The organism is Paraneptunicella aestuarii (genome assembly GCF_019900845.1).
In the GTDB taxonomy this organism is placed as follows: domain Bacteria; phylum Pseudomonadota; class Gammaproteobacteria; order Enterobacterales; family Alteromonadaceae; genus Paraneptunicella; species Paraneptunicella aestuarii.
Window position 1 is genome coordinate 4,408,027 of record NZ_CP074570.1, and the last position, 19,122, is coordinate 4,427,148.

Here is a 19,122-nt window from a genome sequence, read left to right on the forward strand (position 1 = left end):
TTATTTATGAGTATGTATTTAACCTGAAATTAAAAATTGTCTAAAATTAGCATACAAAAAATAGATATATCAATGCGTTATTTGAAATGTTTTCATCACAAACAAATAGAACTCTTTGATATCAAATTTTGCTTAGCTAACTCGAAGAAATTTATGCGTAGATAGTAACTCTATTGAAAATAAATCTAACTGAAGAGTTGCTGAAAAAAGCCATATGAAAAATCTCGCCATTCAAACAAGATTTTATTTAACACCTCTAATGCAAGGCAATTATTCCACCTCTATTTTATTGATGTACATGGCACATTCATAAAATATAAAATCACCATATTTCTTTTTGGTAGCACGAAAAATAAGACAAGAGAACATTCTCATCATCGAATTATAATCAGGATTCAGCCACGAGAAATTGCATTATTCAAACCCGTCATGAGCAGCCTCGACACGTTCTAAGATAGCCTCAAACTTCCACTCAAGCAATGAAAAGGCATGGCGTTAAAAAATACATCCAATAATCTTTCGGTTCCTAAATAACAGTAAAAACACAACACAAAAACAAGCGAAAAACCTTTCACTACAATAAGAAACCCTTGAGCAGAAATAAACATCAGACCAGTCCACCCATTGAAAAAGTAAATTAATGGACTAGTTTTATACTTCATATAAACAGAACTGGTAATTTTCAACCCTTAATATTGTATAAACAGACTCGCTTTTTCATTCTTAATTTATCCAATATTAAATGGACTGACGCTTTTGTTTATAAAAATTATGCAATGCTAAAAAGGGGTAAGTTATATGAGTTACAAAAAAGTGTGCGCCAGCATCACTGCTGGAGCACTGTTATTAACTACGGCGGTGACTTTCGCTAGTGGAACTGGTGACAACCCAGTTGCGCAAAACGCTGTAATTGAGCGGGTTGCGCCAAATATGGTTCGCTTACAAGTTGAATTTGAGGGGCATGTTGGTGGCACGCTAACTATTAACCACCAAGCAGGTGGAACGATACTTTTTGATGATGGAAGCAATGGCGATAACAATCCTGATGATGGCGTTTTCTCCGCAATTGTAGAATTTGATGTTGGCAGCTGGATCGCAAACAACCAACGCCTGGCTGATACGGTCACGGTGAACCCTGTACCGATATTCCATCCTACAGGTAGAAATATCATTGGTTATCAAAGTTACACCCTTCAAGGGGAACAAATTATTGTATCTCAGAACATGAAAACGGGTGAACAAAGGTCTTTTTCTCTTCCGTTGTTAGAATCTGCATTTCCTGTTGGTGCGCCGCCAATGCCTATCCCAGTTAACGGCCCTCTTTGGTTACCAGCTCCTGAGTTTGTCAATAATGGCGGTGGATCAATTCAATCAATAGCAAGTATAGGGCTAGCAGCAACCCCTCCCCCTTCAGGCTTCTGGCCTAAATCACTATTAATTCAAGCTCCACCTGTATTGCAAGATCCAGGCAGAACCTGGTCTTGTTCTAATGGTCCTGGAGGGCCGTCAGCAGGTAACCCGCGCGGTAACTGGACGTTCTGGAAGCTAATGGAAAATATGGTGGGACTGGCTGTTCCGAATGACGCTGCAACCTCTAATTTTATCCGTAATATTTTCTCTCATTACAATGCACCTCAAGTTATCAATGGTCACGTTGTTAACCCTCGCCCACCAGTGTTCAACCAAGTCATTGCTAACTGGGAAGCGATGAGCGGTGTCGGGCCTGGTGGAGTATTAAAACCCAAATTCAGTCCATTCGAGTTGATGGCTATTGTATTACGCCCCGACCTAGCTTCTCAAAGTGGCGCTACAGGTTATGGTGGAGGAAGTGCAGGTGAAGGCCGTTTTGTTTTTGGTTTGCACGACGGTAACTGTAATCAAACACCACCTTTAACTGTCATTCTTGAGTATGACGTGCCGCTAGTACCTCAAAGTTGTACCAGCACTCAAAACTGGGTTACTCAATGGTTTAACCTGCAGTTTTTAACTGGAGCTTCATATAACAATCAGTTAGATGCCCTGACCCAAGTATTTTCAGGCCTTCATGCAGCTTTATCTTTGAATCCCAGAGCAACTAATGGTAGTGCTATCAATCAGGTTCGCACCAATGACTTTTTCCTTGGCCCTTGGGAAATGCGTGAATTTGTTCTACCAGCTAACATGGGTGGTTCAGGCTTCAACCTGTTTGAAACTGATGTGAAGCAGGAACCTGATATTTCTTACAATCTTGGCGGCGCAAATAACTTTGTACTTGATGATTATATGAATGTGAATTGGCCAGCTATCACTGGTGGAACTCATATTGTGCCGTTGAATTACACTTTGAGCATATCTCCATTCACCAATCATAATATGCGCGGTGCTTCGGCGCCTGCTCCACAAGTTTGGGATGCAGTGCCAACATCGGCAGTACCTGCAACACCCTCGACGTTCTCTGCTGGAACTGTTTTGGATGACACCAAGTTCTTATTTGCTGTGAATACTTGTAGTGGTTGTCACACTACCGAAACGGCCACACCTTTTGTTCACATTGATCCAAACAATCCAGGGCCTGGTGCTGGGCCAGCTGCTCTTTCAGGCTTCTTAACTGGCATTAATAATGTTCCTGATGCCAGAGGTGCAGCAGTTCCGCCATTATTCTGGGACTTTGCTGACCTAACGCGCAGAGAGCAGGTTATGAATAATATGATGGCAATGAGTTGTACAAACCCGAATGCAATCCTTCAAGCTATTCAAACAGCCCCCCCAATTGCTGTTGGCCATCACTAAGATTGATTTCTGTTCTTAATATATGAAGGCAAAGGGCGAACTTAATTCGCCCTTTTTTACCGATAAAATCGTCCCCCCAACTCGGGACTAGAAGTGATTACAAGACAACCCAATCAATTGTTATAAATATTAAAATACTCTATTTAGAATACGTTGGGATGGATACTTTTTAGTGAAAAAGTCGCTAAAAGTAGCCAAATCAAAACGCTTTCTTATCCCAATCCGGAATGAAATATTCACATATTCGTAAAATCCTCTCTATTTCATACCCAGTTTACTCATTCAGACTGAGCTTTTCTTTTCTCTTACACCGATGATTTCTAACTGAATTTCCCTATCAGAAATTCAAACCTAATAGAACACACAATAAGTCCAGGATATTTAAATGCTTCGGTCATTATCTCCTGAAGTAATGGACAGAACGTTAAAGAGAAATAGTATGTTTAGAAAAACACGAAAAAATGAACAGGCCAGACAAGGCCTTTTTCGAAAAAGTATTTCCAGATTGCTGGTTGGTACGCTGACACTATCCTTGCTGGCTGCATGTGACGACGACAAAGAAATAATTGTCTATGTCCCCGTTGAACCCACTCAACCTCAACCAACGATCGTCAATTATAATTACTACACTGAAGATCATGCTACGGCACATGAAATCAACATTGATTACGATGCACTGAGTGTCAGAGAAAGTACCATCGCTCAACACTTTCCCCTGGAAATCAACGTTACTGCAAACGCTATAGGTGACGATGATATTGAGCCCTATGCCGCATTTTATATTCAGTTGATTCCTGCTGATGCCACGACATTTTCACTGGCGGAACCTCAATACAAGGTAGGCACCTTTCATTTCGATGCTGATGAACATTTTAATGAAGATACGGGATGGAGATCATCCATATCACAAAGCTTTCGCTTAGATCTTCCCAACACTATTCCTACTGGTAGTTACAGGATTGTTGCCTTAAGTGCTCATGCCCTGATATCCGCACAACACGACGAAAAATTTTATAACACCAGTGGATTACAGGCCGCCAATCTTGGGCTGGATAATCTGGATCAGCTGCCCACAGTGGACATTGTGGCAAATGATGAACATGCCTATGATCACGAAATCCATGGCAGTCACTCACGGGATACTGCGGTCTCTTTTGATATTAATGCAACAGAGGCATCCGAAGAATTAATCCAGGTTGTTATTGAGCATTACCTCTGGGGCGACGAAGGCGCTGCACCGGAAGCCAGAATCAGTCTGGAAGCCTTCATTGCCGGAGAATGGCAAGCGATGGAATTGGTGGCAGAAGACAACGATGAAGTTTTAGCAAGCAAATTCCACGAATTACTTAATAAAAAACCCTTTTCTACCGGGACAGCACTGCGCAAAAATCAGGGGTTGGCAGGGTTCTTTAACAAACAACAAAAGTTAGCGCTTTACGAACAGCTGGAAAGTTCTGGAAATATTGCACTTTCGGTTCCATTGCGTCTGAACATTTCTGATTCCGATGCGCAAGAATACGCTGACGCAGACCTGTCAAATAATACAGAACTGCTAGAACCTATTGTTGTTCTGGCGATTGCAGCAAATGCATTCCGTGATCAGGAAGAAACCTCACTGTCTTCCATTGAAATAGCCAGTGCCTTTTCTGAAGGAACTCATTCTATTTTCAATAATAGTTTTGATAAATCCTACTCTGTTGATACCGATATCATTTCCCTTGATTTAGCTTCGATTTCCGAAGATACCACAGTGCAATATACTCTAGGTCCCTCCAATCAACCTTCTGTCATTTTTGAAGCCCAATCAACAGTGAATTTTGAAGTATTGGGAACAGGAAATGTAAAAGCGGTTGATGCCACAGCTTCATTCCAGGCTGGACTACTTGATACAAACGGTTGGAATGTCAATATTGGCGGGCAAATCCCGGAATTTGACGACAACGGCCTGGCATTGGATAACGGACAATTAGTGCTGGAAGACTATACGTTATTTTCAAGTACTGCGAGTGTAGACATTGCCTTTCAGAAAGATTTCGACTGGAAAGTGAGCAGGGATTTAACGCTTGCTCAAAAATCCATTCCTATCGGTATTGTTCCGGTTTCACTCTCAGCAGGAACCAATGGTGATATCACTTCCAATCTGTCACTCAGTGGCGACAGCAGCAACCTGACTCTTAATGGTATGCCGATAAGCTCAGACGTTGGCGCCTGGCTAAACGTAGGAATAAACCTCAATCCCACACTGGTAGACATTGATATTCTTAGCGTTGATCTTATTTTGAATGCTGGCTTTACCGTTGACGCAACATTACTGCAATCAGATATCAACATTGATCACGTCGGTTATACGTACAGTAATGAGGAATGGGCTGCAACAGGATCAATCTCTTCTGATGTTAACCTGATTAGTGCAGAACTGGATGCAACGGTTCAGGTTGGTGCTGCAGTTAATTTGGATGTGTGGGTTGATACCATCAATAGCACCTACTACATCGTCAACGAAGATAATGTACAAATTGCGTCTACCGATGGCTTCCTTTTAAGCCCGGTATCAGACTCATTCTCCTTCTAATTCCCACAAAGCAAGGCTCAACCGTTCTTTGAGCCTTGCTTCACAAACAATGGTAACTAATAACACCTTATGAAATACAAAATTATTTCCGCTTTTATTATTTTAGTGCTCACCGGGTTGTATCTGTCTCAACACGATTTTAAACCTGACTCGGAACAACCAGACAACAACGAATCACCGTCAAACCAACATCACCATGCGACAATAGTGGCAGGGAAGTATACCCCAGAGACCAACTTCACCTCCGCATGTTCATCCGTCTTTACCTTTGAATCGACAATCAACCAACAAATGATTCAAGGAAGATTATTCTTAAAGGGCTTTGGTCAACAGCCTATGGGACATGCTTTTGCACTGCACATAGAAACCGATAACCCCGTTAAAACGACATACTCACCCTTTATCGTTTACACCAATGAATTTGGCGTTTTCAAAGAAAGCCTTCTTCCTTCAGCACTATCAAATGTGCAACAGCAAAAACTATTAGCCTTCTTTTATGCCATGCAGTGGGCCCGGAACTACCCATCAAGAGAGACCGATGCAATAGGCGAATACGCGGTAAAATATCAGGATGATAAGAAAACCAAACTGGGTTATGCCAATAATAAAGAAATCAACATTGTTCATCACGAAGCGCAAGTAAGTTTCACCGATAACAGCTGCTACTGGGATGAATTGAAAACGAATGAAATACTGAATATTGACATAACCGCAGTTGGACAAAAGATTCGAGTAGAATCAGACACCCTTTTTGAACGATTAGAAGATGCTCATATCCCAAGACCACTTTGGTTATCAGGTAATCATGATCAGGCCGTGGAATTTATTAAGAACTACCAACCGCCTAAAGTCGAAAGTCATTTTATGGTTCCACCCGATGACCAACTCACAGAACTGTTTGAACATGCAAGTCGTTCACAGAGTCGAAATCTCATTTTGGCTCTACTGGGTCAGGAAAACTTTGTTAATGATTTCGTGGAAAAACTGAAAGATAACCGCAGCCAACTTCCGGAAGTATATATCGCACGAATAATTGCGTTGATGTCTGTGAAAAACACGGAAACAACTCAAAATGCCATTCTTACCTTACTTGCAACAGAATCAGTAAATAGTAAGCACAGATTTCAAGCGGCGGTAGCAATGGGGGATTTCAACTCACTGTATATCCCGGACGTATCTTCAAAAATACTGGAACAGTTTAACGGCACCACACAACCGGCGGCATACCGCTCTGCCTTGGTAGCTTCTCTGGGTCGCCTGGCATCCAATATTAAAGACAAAAACCCCGCAGTGTATCGAGAGATAACCATGGGCTTATTTCAACAACTGGAAAAGACCCAATTACATTCCCAAGCCAAAGGCTCGAGAAACGAAAAGAACATCCTGCTGGATGCTATCTATAACAGCAAAGTTCATTCCGAAGATTTATTACAAAAACTGGATATGTACTCAAAAAGTGAAGACCCCTCTGACCGGGCAAAATCGGCTGCAATATTCGCAAGTGCAGGAGAATCACAAAAAGTAAGCAACATATTAAGGAAAGAAAACGATCCAGCGACACAAATTGCCATATTACAGAAAGCAGCACTAAATCCAGTGAATATTGCAGAGTCAGTCACTCCACTCATGAGCTCTCGACACTCTCAGGTTAGAGCAGAATCTATCAATTACCTAGCCAGGCAAACAAACCTGGATGAAACAAGCTGGGCAATCATAGCTAACCAATTTCATCACGAAAATACCGCCAGCAATCGCGGGGCCATATTCGACATACTCAAAAAACACAACAAGTTAGCGCTATTGGAATCCAGGTAACTGAAATCAGCTGCGTATAAGAAAACGTTTCGAGACCCACAGTCAATTTCAACAACATATTCTCTAAATTCACTTACAACAGACTCGAACGGTACATAAATTTTTGTATGCCAATAGTTTTCTTATACCAGCTCCGTTTGAAATTTCTATGGATTAAATCACCCCACATTTAGGGGCTGTTGCACTTTCGTGAACAATTTCGCAGCAGTTTCGATGAGAATTGGATGAGGTATAGACAGCATAGTGCTCTCTGTAATCCGTCACCAAGAGTATTAATCTCATCCCGGCTTTGCCTGCGAGTTGGTTGCATATGCATTTTGATAAAGTTTCTGCATCCTTTTACCCATCAAGCTCTCGACAACAATTTAAACATCAATTCGGTAATGGAAACCTTCTGCTTATCAGCCACATTCTCTTTCTGTTCACAAAGCAAAATACAGTCGATATTGACAGGAAATTCGCCATCAATACTGGCTGCCTTCTCAATACTCTGCATAAACCAGCGAATATCCATCAGCCTTTTTCGATAAACCTCGATCATCTGCGACATAATAATCAATTCCCCTCGATTCATATTGCGCCGATGTTCCGGGTTAATATAACGGCGACTCAAGTAAGTGCCCGCATGTATTTGATGCCATCGATTAAGCACTTCTATTTCCGACCATAACCGCGCTTTTTCAGGTTCTATTTGCAAGGTAACTTGTATGTATTCATCTATCGTCGATATATCTTCAAGTTTAATTGCGAACAAATGGCACAAGCGTTCAATAGTCGGTTCAACGCCAAGACTACTTGCTGGTACTTTAATCTGAATATCGTTTCCCTTTTCTTTTGGGAACCAAGATTGTGTGCAATGAAATATGCACTGAAAAGAATGGCTATTTAATGACGTGTTGAGTTGGTTTATCCCTAATTGCAACATGTTGTTCTCCTTAACAAACCGAGAACACATCCTAGCAACTTAAAGGAATGTTGCATAAGTATAATATTTATACATTTGTATAAATGTATGGAAATATTATTTACGAAAAAGAAACGAATCCCTTAAACGAAAAATCCGATGTTTGACTTGAAACAAGCTAAACACCGGATTTTAAATCTGAATCAGAATGCCCAGAAACCAACCGCTCAAGGCATTCAGGATTTAGCAGAATTAAGATTTCTGCCTACGCATTGCGTCGAAGAATTCATCATTGGTTTTGGTCATAGAGAGCTTACCAATCAAGAATTCCATTGCATCAATTTCTGACATCTCATGAACGATTTTGCGTAAAATCCACATTTTTTGCAGTTCATCAGGTGCCGTTAGCAGCTCTTCACGACGAGTACCAGAACGGTTGAAGTCAATGGCAGGGAACACACGTTTTTCAGCAATCTTTCTGTTCAGATGCAATTCCATGTTACCCGTACCTTTAAACTCCTCGTAGATAACTTCGTCCATCTTGGAACCGGTATCAATCAATGCGGTTGCAATGATGGTCAAGCTTCCGCCTTCTTCAACATTACGAGCGGCACCAAAGAAACGCTTAGGCTTATGCAATGCGTTAGCATCAACACCACCAGTAAGTACCTTACCGGAGGAAGGAATAACTGTGTTATAAGCACGCGCTAAACGAGTAATTGAGTCAAGCAGGATAACCACGTCTTTTTTGTGCTCAACCAAACGCTTGGCTTTCTCGATAACCATTTCAGCCACCTGAACGTGACGGCTTGCTGGCTCGTCAAACGTAGAAGCAACTACTTCGCCTTGAACCAGGCGCTGCATTTCTGTTACTTCTTCCGGACGTTCATCAATCAACAACACCATCAGTTGGCATTCCGGATGATTGGCCGTAATAGACTGAGCAATATTCTGTAGCAGCAATGTCTTACCCGCTTTTGGCGGAGCCACAATCAAACCACGCTGGCCTTTACCGATCGGAGAAGCCAAGTCCAATACTCGCGCAGTGATATCTTCGGTACTACCATTACCACGCTCCATGACCATACGTTCGTTAGCATGTAGAGGAGTAAGGTTTTCAAAAAGGATTTTATTGCGGGAGTTTTCAGGCTTGTCGAAGTTAACTTCATTGATTTTTAAGAGGGCAAAATAACGTTCGCTGTCTTTTGGAGGTCTGATTTTACCGGAAATGGTATCACCAGTGCGAAGGTTAAATCGTCTAATCTGACTTGGCGAAACATAGATGTCATCAGGGCCAGCCAAATAAGAAGAATCTGCCGAGCGTAAAAAGCCGAATCCATCTTGCAAAATTTCCAGAACCCCATCACCAAAAATGTCTTCGCCACCTTTAGCGTGCTTCTTCAACACTGCAAAAATAATATCTTGCTTTCGCGCTCGAGCCATATTCTCGATAGCCATTTCTTCAGCAAGGTCGACAAGTTCATTAATGGGTTTCTTTTTTAATTCTGTTAGATTCATAACGGTGGGTCTTTAGATTTGTAGAGTGCTAACCAGCTTTGATTTTTTTGAAATCAGTCAATTAGCTATTAGTGTTAATTCTATTTAAGTGTTAAAAATTAAAGGTAGAAAATGTGAAAAACTGAGGCGTACAGGTGTAAACGAAATTAAGGTAGCACCAATCCACCTTACCGTCTAGGAAAAAGTATGTGTTTTACTCATTTTACCGCCATTTGCCCGAATAAACAGGCGGAGCAGTTTTTTCTACCATGTAATTCCTTTACTGGCAAGCCTATATTTCACATCGTATAATCCCGACTTTCTTAATAAATGAAGTATAAAAGCACATCCAGCTTATATGCCATCTCCCCTACAGAGTAAACCTAAGGATACTCCCTAATGCAAATCACACTAGAAAAAGTCGACTATAACAACCTAAAACATCAAGCTGATTTACTATCACTACTTGATCACTATGCAATGGACGAAATGGGTGGGGGTAAGCCACTGTCGGATTTTTCCAGAGAAAATCTGCTAACCAGCTTAAGTAAGCTACCCCACGCTTTTAGCATTATTCTATATGTCGATGATAAACCTGCCGCTTTGTCTAACTGCTTCGAAGGGTTTTCAACCTTTGCCTGTAAGCCGTTAGTGAATATTCACGATTTTGTAGTACATAGTGACTTTAGAGGTAAAGGATTAAGCAAAACGCTAATGAACAAAGTTGTCGACGTCGCTAAAGAAAAAGGATGCTGCAAGATCACTCTTGAAGTGCTAACAGGAAATAAAGTGGCCTATCAGTCTTATTTGGCCTTTGGCTTTAAGCCCTACGAATTATCTCCAGAACATGGTGAAGCCAAGTTCATGGAACTTTATCTCAAATAATTCATATCATTTCCCACCTTAAAGAATTCGAGAAGGCTTGCGAGCAACAAGCTTTCTCTGCATTTAGAAAAAGTTCATACAAAATTCAGCCAAGAAAACTAATATTACTTAAGTAACTTTGGCCTGAAGGATTAGCTATAAATGGCTACACGAAATATTGCATTAACCTCTTTACTCTCCGCCACACTCATTATGGGTGGATGCGCAACGAATAATGGAAACCAGGATAACCAGGCTACAGGAACCGCTGTTGGTGCAGTTCTGGGAGCGCTGTTAGGTAAAGCAACCGGAGATCATGACAAAAGCAGGTATGTTTGGGGTGCCATTGTCGGTGCCATCGCTGGTAATGCTATTGGTTCTTATATGGACAAGCAGGAAGCTGAGTTCCGTAGAGAACTATCTGATTCCGGCGTATATGTATACCGTGACGGCGACAAAATTCACCTATCATTACCCGGTAATATTACTTTTGAAACTGGCAGTGCCAATATTACTCCCGAATTCTTTCCGATCCTGCAAGATGTTGCGCTTGTCTTGAACAAGTACAACAAGACAACCTTAATGATCTCGGGACATACCGACGACACAGGCTCTGCAGAATTGAACCAAAATTTATCTATTGCTCGTGCAAACAGTGTTAAGGCCAATTTAGTAAATCATCAGGTTGACCCCCGTCGTATCACGACACAAGGCTATGGGGAATTTCAGCCATTAGTACCTAATACTTCGGAAGAAAACAGGCAGCAAAACCGACGCGTCGAATTAACCATCATCCCAAATAAAAAAGAATATAGATAAAGAACTGATTTTATTTTGACTCCATCCTACAAACTGCGGTTTACCCAGGCTTCGCCCTGGGTCTTTTTTATTTCAGACTAGTCAGCAGAAAAATCATATTGTTTTTCAACTTTCGCAACCCGCAGTGTATACCCCTGATACCATTTTTCTTTTCCAAGTTTTCTGGCGATAGCATGATCCGATTGCATTTTCCACTGCTTGATAGAATCCAGATCTCGCCAATAAGAAACGGTGATCCCTGCTTCCCCATGCGTTTCTCCACCGGCACTATCAACACCAAGAAATCCCTCTTGCTCATGAGCTAACTGCCACATTTTTTCGGCTGTATCATTATAACCGTCCAGTTTTTCGGTCTTAATGGATGAAAAAATAACAGCGTAATAAGGCATTTCGGGTAATTTAGATAGAATTTTCATCAGTAACAACATTCCATAGTGGGATAGTTTGATTGAAATCATTTTTTATAAATTGAAAGAAAACTTCAATAAGAATGCGCTTTAATACCTATATTGGATTAAAAAGTTGTATTTTTTCAGTAAATAACAGCAATCAACTGTACATAAATACAGTAAAAGTGTACAGTTGCAGATTAATGCTAGTACCGAAGTCCCCATGATATGTAATATGAAAACTTAAGCGGGATTGAACCCCGGTTAATATTCTTAACTTTACATTCAATAATGTACTGAATTTTTTAACCGAAATGCGTAGTATTCAACTTATGGTAAAACTTCATTCAAAAGCCGAATTTTCTAAACGCCTGCACAAAGCGCTTGATTCATTGGGGTGGAAAGAACGCGGCAGGGCTAAACGCCTTAAGCTCTATTATGATGAGCACGGCTTCGATTTGTCTGAAAAAACCTTTCAGAAATGGCTTACCGGGCAGTCTTATCCAGATTGGGATCATCTTTACCACCTGATACATCTAACAAAAAGAACTATTGAATATCTGGTATACGGCGACGAATATTCCGCGTTAATTAATAAATCCGTGGCAAAAGATAATGATGGAAGTTTTTATCTTACAGAAGATGAGCTACAAAGAGCCTTCGTATCGACCATCGATCAAGCTCTCGCTTTTCACTTAATGACACTGGGAGAATCTATTACTCCTCACCAGATATACAGCGCCTTAACTCGTAAACTCAATATAAGCTCACGCATTCTACACAATGAAAAAATAGGCACCTAGCCTGATTATTCACATAACCAACCACGTGCTCAATCTTATTAATAGGTAATGAAGGGCTATTTAGCCCTCTCAGGACTGAGTTAAGCTAACAGCAAATTTAACAAAATTTAATATCAAGCTTGCCTTGCCTATCCCGCATGTGAAAAAATGCGCGGCTAATTTAAGCAGATGTAATTTGTGTCGAATGTCGCGAACCGCAGCATTTAGCTTAGCGGATAAAATTCAAATAACCTGGAATTGTTAATTGAATGTATAATCTTCATCGCACAATAATTTTACCTAAAAATTCAAATGAAATTTCCTGGTCGTCGTAAACACAAACACTATTTCCCCATTCAAGAGAAAATTCTCATGAATGATAATAATGAGTCAGCGCAGCAACTTCAAAGCAGCCATATTGTTGGAATCGATCAGGTTCTTGTTGATATTGAAGCCAAAGTCGAAGACAGCTTTTTAAATAAATATGGTTTGCAGAGAGGTATGTCTCAAATCATATCCGACTCATTAACCGACGATCTCTATGAAGAGTTGAAGACCAGAGAACTCATCAATTACGAGCATGCAGGCGGTACTATCGGTAACACCCTGCACAACTACTCAGTATTGGCAGATGCCCACTCAGTGCTACTGGGGGTTATGTCCGAGAATATTCGCATTGGGAATTACGCTTATCGTTATATTTCCAATACATCCAGTCGAGTAAACCTGAATTATTTACAGCCTGTAGATGGGCCAATTGGCCGCTGTTTCACCCTAATCGACAGCAGTGGTGAACGCACATTTGCCATCAGCCCAGGTCACACAAATCGTTTGCATCCAGACAATATTGATGACGACATCATTAAGTCGGCTTCAGCCCTATTAATCAGTTCTTACCTTATGCGCACCCAAGAAGGTGACAGTATGGATAAAGCCACCTTTAGAGCTGTAGAAACAGCAAAAGCAGCAGGCGTTCCTGTTGTACTAACACTGGGAACCAGACATTTGATTGAACAAGATCCGAAATGGTGGCGCGATTTTGCAAAAGAGCATGTTGATGTACTCACCATGAATGAAGAAGAGGGTGAAGCACTAACAGGTGAAACTAACCCACTTCTGGCAGCAGATAAAGCTTTAGATCTGGTCGATATGGTCATGTGTACTGCGGGTTCAAAAGGGCTTTATATGGCCGGCTATACTGACGAAAAGTTCAAAAGAGAAACCGAACGCCCTCTTCTCGATGGCGCAATTAAAAACTTTAATCAGTACGAATACTCTCGCGCCATGCGATTAAAAGATTGTGAAAACCCTATTAGAGCCTATACACACGTAGCGCCGTATATGGGCGGGCCCGTTAATATCAAAAATACTAACGGTGCAGGCGATGGCGCCTTGGCAGCCGTACTGCACGATATGGCAGCCAATGATTTCCATAAAATGAATGTAACCAATTCGAGCAAGCATACTCAAAATGCCCTAACCTATTCCTCATTCTCACAAATCAGTAAATACGCTAACCGTGTAAGCTATCAGGTATTAACGCAGCATTCCCCACGATTATCCAGAGGATTGCCTGAGCGAGAAGACAGTCTGGAACATTCTTATTGGGCTGAATAATAGATAGGATTGAGTTGAAGAAGAGCTGCCAATGGCAGCTTTTTTATTATCTGTTTCAAAGCAAATAGGCTTTAGAAACAACAAAGGCGCTCGTTGAGCGCCTTTGTCTAAGATGCAATTATCAATTACTCGATAATTTTAGATACAACACCTGCACCTACTGTACGACCACCTTCACGGATTGCGAAGCGAAGACCTTCGTCCATCGCGATTGGCGCAATCAATTCAACTGTGAATTTCAGGTTGTCACCTGGCATTACCATTTCTACGCCTTCTGGCAATTCTACTGCACCCGTTACGTCTGTTGTACGGAAGTAGAACTGTGGACGGTAACCTTTGAAGAATGGCGTGTGACGACCACCTTCATCTTTACCCAATACGTATACTTCTGCTTCAAACTTGGTGTGAGGCTTGATTGAATTTGGCTTACACAATACTTGGCCACGTTCTACTTCATCACGCTTGGTACCACGAAGAAGAACACCTACGTTCTCACCCGCACGACCTTCGTCTAGAAGCTTACGGAACATCTCTACACCTGTACAAGTAGTTGTAGTCGTTTCTTTGATACCTACGATCTGAACTTCTTCACCTACTTTTACGATACCTTGCTCTACACGACCTGTTACTACTGTACCACGGCCTGAGATTGAGAATACGTCTTCGATTGGCAAAATGAACGGCTTGTCAATGGCACGCTCTGGCTCTGGAATGTAAGAATCCAATGCTTCGCCCAATTCGATGATTTTCTTTTCCCACTCAGCATCACCTTCCAACGCTTTCAACGCTGAACCTTTGATTACTGGCAAGTCGTCGCCTGGGAATTCGTATTCGTTTAGAAGTTCACGAACTTCCATTTCTACCAATTCCAACAACTCTTCATCGTCAACCATGTCACATTTGTTCATGAATACGATGATGTAAGGTACGCCTACCTGGCGACCCAACAAGATGTGCTCACGTGTTTGTGGCATTGGGCCATCAGTAGCAGCTACTACTAGAATCGCGCCGTCCATCTGAGCTGCACCAGTGATCATGTTTTTAACATAGTCAGCGTGTCCAGGGCAGTCTACGTGTGCGTAGTGGCGAGATGGTGTGTCGTATTCTACGTGTGAAGTAGAGATTGTGATACCACGCTCACGCTCTTCTGGTGCATTGTCGATTTGATCGAATGCTTTCGCGCTACCACCGTAGGTTTTTGCCAATACAGTAGTGATCGCTGCTGTCAAAGTAGTCTTACCGTGGTCAACGTGGCCGATTGTACCTACGTTTACGTGCGGTTTCGTACGTTCAAACTTTTCTTTTGCCATGATAGTTCCCCAGCAAAACTTTTTTAATGGATGGTTAAAAGTAAACTGTGGGATGAAGGAACTGAAGAGATGGTGCTGATAGGCAGATTCGAACTGCCGACCTCACCCTTACCAAGGGTGCGCTCTACCGACTGAGCTATATCAGCGAATGGAGCGGGCAGCGGGAATCGAACCCGCATCATCAGCTTGGAAGGCTGAGGTAATAGCCATTATACGATGCCCGCTTACCTACAATGATCTCTTGAGGCCACCTCATCCGAGAAATTCGGTGGAGACGGTAGATATCATCCCGACCAAGCTCCACTATGCAATCGCGCTACTAGCCCATTGCAGAAATTTTGTGGAGAGGCTGAAATTGACGACCTGGCTCCACACACAGCCGCCGAAGCAGCTGTTGGAAATTTGGTGGAGGGGGCTGGATTCGAACCAGCGAAGGCGGAGCCGTCAGATTTACAGTCTGATCCCTTTGGCCACTCGGGAACCCCTCCAGGATTGATGGTGCCGGCTGCCGGAATCGAACTGGCGACCTACTGATTACAAGTCAGTTGCTCTACCAACTGAGCTAAGCCGGCACTGCATCAAGTGGGTGCGAATTCTAGAGTAATGATTCCAATGGCGCAATAGATTATTTGCAAAAAAACCTTATTTTTTTATCGTTTGCTCAAATTGAAACCAAATCGTTCATTTATCAGCATTATTTGCACAAATAACAGGCGGTTATTCTAAGAGATTTCTCTTATTTCAGGAATAAACGCAATCCCTGAAATACTAAATCGGGCTCAATATTATATTTCCGGTTTGCATTAAGGGTCACATTGCGCAACATTTCTGCTGAACCACCCAACAATATAAACGAATAATTTTCAACCAACTTCTGCAATTCTTGTTCTGCTTGTAATAAAAAGCCGGCTAAAGCAGCGAGGCATCCTTGATTAACACAGCTTTCTGTCGTTTTTCCGATAAGAATCTCTCCAGGATATTGATTGTCAGCAAAAATCTTGTCGGTATTACTTACCAAGCTATTTCTCATCAATTCAAAACCAGGAGCAATCCAGCCGCCGAGGTATTTACCAGCATGAACAAAATCACAGGTAGCCGCAGTACCGAAATCTAATATTGCAACCGCGTCGTTGGTTCGCGTAGCAACAGCAAGAGCACACAACCAGCGATCAATTCCCAATGTTTCGGGCTTTTCATAAGGACAATCAATACCAAACGCCGATGCCGAGGTTTTTACTTGAATAACCTCCACGCCCTGAGCTTTTGCCACATCAGATATACCATCAATGACTTGTTGTTTCGCAACAGAAGCAATTACTGCTTTCTGACAGCCCACAAAGATAGATGCCGGAACATTTTCTCTGGGAAGCGTTTGAATTGAAGACAACACGCCATAGTGATCGCAGTACACGTATTTGGTACGCGTATTGCCAACATCAATCAGAATATTACGAGTCAGGTCTGACACTGACTTCTCCTCCATAAAAAGAGCGTAAAACGCTGCGTCCTTCGGAATCCTTGATTTCCAATTGCAACGCCCCTGATTCATCAATACCTTTGGCGACACCCTTTATATCTGTGCTACCAGTGATAAGTTTCACGGGATGGTTCTGATAAGTATCCAAGCTGTTCCACTCATCCACAAAAGGTTTCAACCCCGTCACTTCAAACTCCGTTAGCACCTTATTCAATTCACGAATTAGGGCTACAGCCAGCAGATTTTTGTCCGGCATCGCAGGAAGCATGGAATTTAAATCAGTGAAAGGTTGATCAATTTCAGCCACGTTGTCTGGTAACGCCACATTAATCCCAATACCAATAATACAGTGGCAAGCGCCATGGAGCTGCCCATCAACATCAATTAATACGCCAGCCAGTTTCTTTCCATTACTATAAACATCATTTGGCCATTTCAACGTAACTCTTTGGTTACCGAAAGACTTCACCGTTCTCGCGACGGCCACGCCAATAGCTAAACTTAGCCCTGATACGGATTGATAGCCTCCAGCAAAAGGCCAGTACATGGATAAGTACAAACTACTACCAAAGGGTGAAACCCACTTCTTCCCTTGCCTGCCTCTACCTGCTGTTTGTGCCTCAGCCAAGCACACGGTTCCTTTTTCGACTGATTCTTCCTCAGACTGATAAATATGTTTTAAATGATCATTAGTCGAACCAATCACATGTTCCACATGTAGTTTTTGCTCACCATAAGTCTCAAGTTCGGACAACATTCTCTCTTTATCATAAAGAGAAATAGGGCTAGCCAATTTATATCCTTTCCCGGTAACAGAAAAAATATCCAGCCCCAGCTCCTGCAACGCCTTTATATGCTTGGCTACCCCGGCTCTCGAAATCCCCAATTGATTACCCAGTTCTTCTCCGGAACAGAATGCTCCAGACGCCAAGGCTTGCACAATATGGTTACGAGTATCGGAATAACTCATAAAGATATAACTCCATTTCGACCAATTAAACGCACTTCATTTTCCAGTTGAATACCAAAGCGCTGCAATACTGCAGATCGAATTTCTCGGGCAAAAGTCAGTAATGAAACCCCACTTCCACTACCTTTATTGACTAACACCAATGGTTGATTTTGATGACAACCAATTCCATCAAAGTGTTTTCCTTTGAACCCACACTGTTCAATAAGCCAAGCCGCAGGTACTTTTATCTTTATTGCGTTCTGTATTTTTCCATCTTCATTTTCAGCATTAAAAAAAGGCATGTCAGGAAATATTTCTTGTAAAGATTTAAATTTCTCAAAAGAAATAATTGGGTTTTTAAAGAAACTTCCAGCATTACCAATCTTTTTTGGATCCGGTAATTTTTGCTGCCGAATTTCCACCACTCTATTAAATACATCTTTGGCAGCACAACCCAAGGGAAGTGTATCCAATCCACGATAATTTAAATTCGGATTCCAGGTTTTGGGCAGCAACAATGCAACTTCGGTAATCACTTCAAACTGTTTCTCATGACTTTTAAAAATACTGTCCCGATAACCAAAACAGCATTCTTCTCTGGTATAGGTCTGCCAAGTTTTTCGCTTAATATCAAAAGTAGTAACCGAATGGCACATGTCTTTAAACTCTATGCCATAGGCGCCTATATTCTGCACAGGAGCAGCGCCAACAGAACCTGGGATCAGGGCCATATTTTCCAAGCCGTAAATGCCTTTATCTAACAGAGATTCCACTAGGCAATGCCAATTTTCACCTGCCTTCACTGAAATAAGAAATTGATTTTCTTGCTCTTTAATCTCAACACCCTTAGTCAGGATGTTCAAAATCGAACCAGAAAAATCCTCCACAAAGACCATATTAGTGCCTTCACCAAGAATGATAAAAGGAGTATCGAAAACAGGTAAACGACTCAACAAAGATTCATCTCGAATCTCCGATATCGAGTCAGCCATTGCACTTAACCCAAAACTGTGAAGAGGTTTTAAATCAATCAAGGTTCTCCCCTTGGCAGCAATACATAACACACGCGCATACGAGCGAAAACCCACTACATATTGAATACACGTTATTCAACAAATTAAATCTCATACCGGAAGATAATGTATCAGTTAATCAAATTAACTCTTTCTTAAATGTTTTATTGACAATTTACTTGCAGCGAAAAATCCACCCAATTTTCTAACCCAAATTTAAGAATTAATTAATTTATTGGTCACTTAAATTACCTAAAATATCCTTTACTAATACTAAAGACTAATAAAATTACAACTAAAGGCTAATACCTTTACGACCCTCATCAATTAATAATTACCCTA

14 protein-coding genes and 4 tRNA genes are annotated in these 19,122 nt (G+C 41.6%); 7 read left to right on the forward strand and 11 right to left on the reverse strand.

Annotated elements, in window-relative coordinates; all coding sequences use genetic code 11:
* The first annotated feature begins 798 nt into the window (after positions 1 to 798).
* From KIH87_RS17120 to KIH87_RS17130, 3 genes are all read left to right on the forward strand, one after another.
* Positions 799 to 2,769, forward strand: a complete 1,971-nt coding sequence (locus tag KIH87_RS17120; protein WP_232359074.1) for a choice-of-anchor X domain-containing protein — start codon at positions 799 to 801, stop codon at positions 2,767 to 2,769.
* A gap of 439 nt (positions 2,770 to 3,208) precedes the next feature.
* Positions 3,209 to 5,341 carry a hypothetical protein gene (locus tag KIH87_RS17125; protein WP_232359075.1) on the forward strand — a complete coding sequence of 711 codons (2,133 nt, stop codon included), beginning with the start codon at positions 3,209 to 3,211 and terminating at the stop codon, positions 5,339 to 5,341.
* 69 nt (positions 5,342 to 5,410) lie between these two features.
* Positions 5,411 to 7,156 carry a hypothetical protein gene (locus KIH87_RS17130; RefSeq protein ID WP_232359076.1) on the forward strand — a complete coding sequence of 582 codons (1,746 nt, stop codon included), beginning with the start codon at positions 5,411 to 5,413 and terminating at the stop codon, positions 7,154 to 7,156.
* A gap of 346 nt (positions 7,157 to 7,502) precedes the next feature.
* On the opposite strand, the gene KIH87_RS17135 is transcribed toward KIH87_RS17130, so the two are convergent.
* Together KIH87_RS17135 and rho are read right to left on the reverse strand one after the other, a co-directional pair.
* The gene (locus tag KIH87_RS17135; protein ID WP_232359077.1) at positions 7,503 to 8,081 is read right to left on the reverse strand and encodes a hypothetical protein; all 579 of its coding nucleotides are present in this window, start codon (positions 8,079 to 8,081) and stop codon (positions 7,503 to 7,505) included.
* 231 nt (positions 8,082 to 8,312) lie between these two features.
* On the reverse strand, positions 8,313 to 9,578 hold the full coding sequence (rho, locus tag KIH87_RS17140) for a transcription termination factor Rho (RefSeq protein ID WP_232359078.1): 1,266 nt from the start codon (positions 9,576 to 9,578) through the stop codon (positions 8,313 to 8,315).
* Positions 9,579 to 9,956: 378 nt separating this feature from the next.
* On the opposite strand from rho, the gene KIH87_RS17145 reads away from it, so the two are divergent.
* Both KIH87_RS17145 and KIH87_RS17150 read left to right on the forward strand, forming a co-directional pair.
* Entirely contained in the window at positions 9,957 to 10,442 is a 486-nt protein-coding gene (locus KIH87_RS17145; RefSeq protein ID WP_232359079.1) for a GNAT family N-acetyltransferase, read from the forward strand.
* 141 nt (positions 10,443 to 10,583) lie between these two features.
* Positions 10,584 to 11,240 (forward strand): OmpA family protein, encoded by a 657-nt coding sequence (locus KIH87_RS17150; RefSeq protein WP_232359080.1) that lies wholly within the window; start codon positions 10,584 to 10,586, stop codon positions 11,238 to 11,240.
* A gap of 77 nt (positions 11,241 to 11,317) precedes the next feature.
* Here the strand turns inward: KIH87_RS17150 and KIH87_RS17155 are convergent, their stop codons facing one another.
* On the reverse strand, positions 11,318 to 11,656 hold the full coding sequence (locus KIH87_RS17155) for an antibiotic biosynthesis monooxygenase family protein (protein WP_232359081.1): 339 nt from the start codon (positions 11,654 to 11,656) through the stop codon (positions 11,318 to 11,320).
* A gap of 287 nt (positions 11,657 to 11,943) precedes the next feature.
* Between KIH87_RS17155 and KIH87_RS17160 the strand changes: the two genes are divergently transcribed.
* Positions 11,944 to 12,432 carry a hypothetical protein gene (locus KIH87_RS17160; RefSeq protein WP_232359082.1) on the forward strand — a complete coding sequence of 163 codons (489 nt, stop codon included), beginning with the start codon at positions 11,944 to 11,946 and terminating at the stop codon, positions 12,430 to 12,432.
* Between the two features lie 291 nt (positions 12,433 to 12,723).
* On the forward strand, positions 12,724 to 14,028 hold the full coding sequence (locus KIH87_RS17165; protein WP_232359083.1) for an inosine/guanosine kinase: 1,305 nt from the start codon (positions 12,724 to 12,726) through the stop codon (positions 14,026 to 14,028).
* A gap of 125 nt (positions 14,029 to 14,153) precedes the next feature.
* Here KIH87_RS17165 and tuf read toward each other — a convergent pair whose 3' ends face one another.
* The 8 genes from tuf to murB all read right to left on the reverse strand — a co-directional run bounded on the left by tuf (position 14,154) and on the right by murB (position 18,801).
* Entirely contained in the window at positions 14,154 to 15,338 is a 1,185-nt protein-coding gene (gene tuf, locus KIH87_RS17170) for an elongation factor Tu (protein ID WP_232359084.1), read from the reverse strand.
* A gap of 70 nt (positions 15,339 to 15,408) precedes the next feature.
* Positions 15,409 to 15,484, reverse strand: a tRNA-Thr gene (locus KIH87_RS17175).
* A 3-nt stretch (positions 15,485 to 15,487) separates the two neighbouring features.
* Positions 15,488 to 15,562: transfer RNA gene (locus tag KIH87_RS17180), tRNA-Gly, on the reverse strand.
* Positions 15,563 to 15,741: 179 nt separating this feature from the next.
* Positions 15,742 to 15,826, reverse strand: a tRNA-Tyr gene (locus tag KIH87_RS17185).
* Positions 15,827 to 15,834: 8 nt separating this feature from the next.
* A tRNA-Thr gene (locus KIH87_RS17190) sits at positions 15,835 to 15,910 on the reverse strand.
* Between the two features lie 164 nt (positions 15,911 to 16,074).
* Positions 16,075 to 16,806 (reverse strand): type III pantothenate kinase, encoded by a 732-nt coding sequence (locus KIH87_RS17195; protein WP_232359085.1) that lies wholly within the window; start codon positions 16,804 to 16,806, stop codon positions 16,075 to 16,077.
* Entirely contained in the window at positions 16,787 to 17,785 is a 999-nt protein-coding gene (birA, locus tag KIH87_RS17200) for a bifunctional biotin--[acetyl-CoA-carboxylase] ligase/biotin operon repressor BirA (RefSeq protein WP_232359086.1), read from the reverse strand. Before birA ends, KIH87_RS17195 begins: the two co-directional genes overlap by 20 nt.
* Positions 17,782 to 18,801, reverse strand: a complete 1,020-nt coding sequence (gene murB, locus KIH87_RS17205) for a UDP-N-acetylmuramate dehydrogenase (protein WP_232359087.1) — start codon at positions 18,799 to 18,801, stop codon at positions 17,782 to 17,784. The genes birA and murB overlap by 4 nt, the downstream gene beginning before the upstream one ends.
* Positions 18,802 to 19,122: the final 321 nt, after the last annotated feature.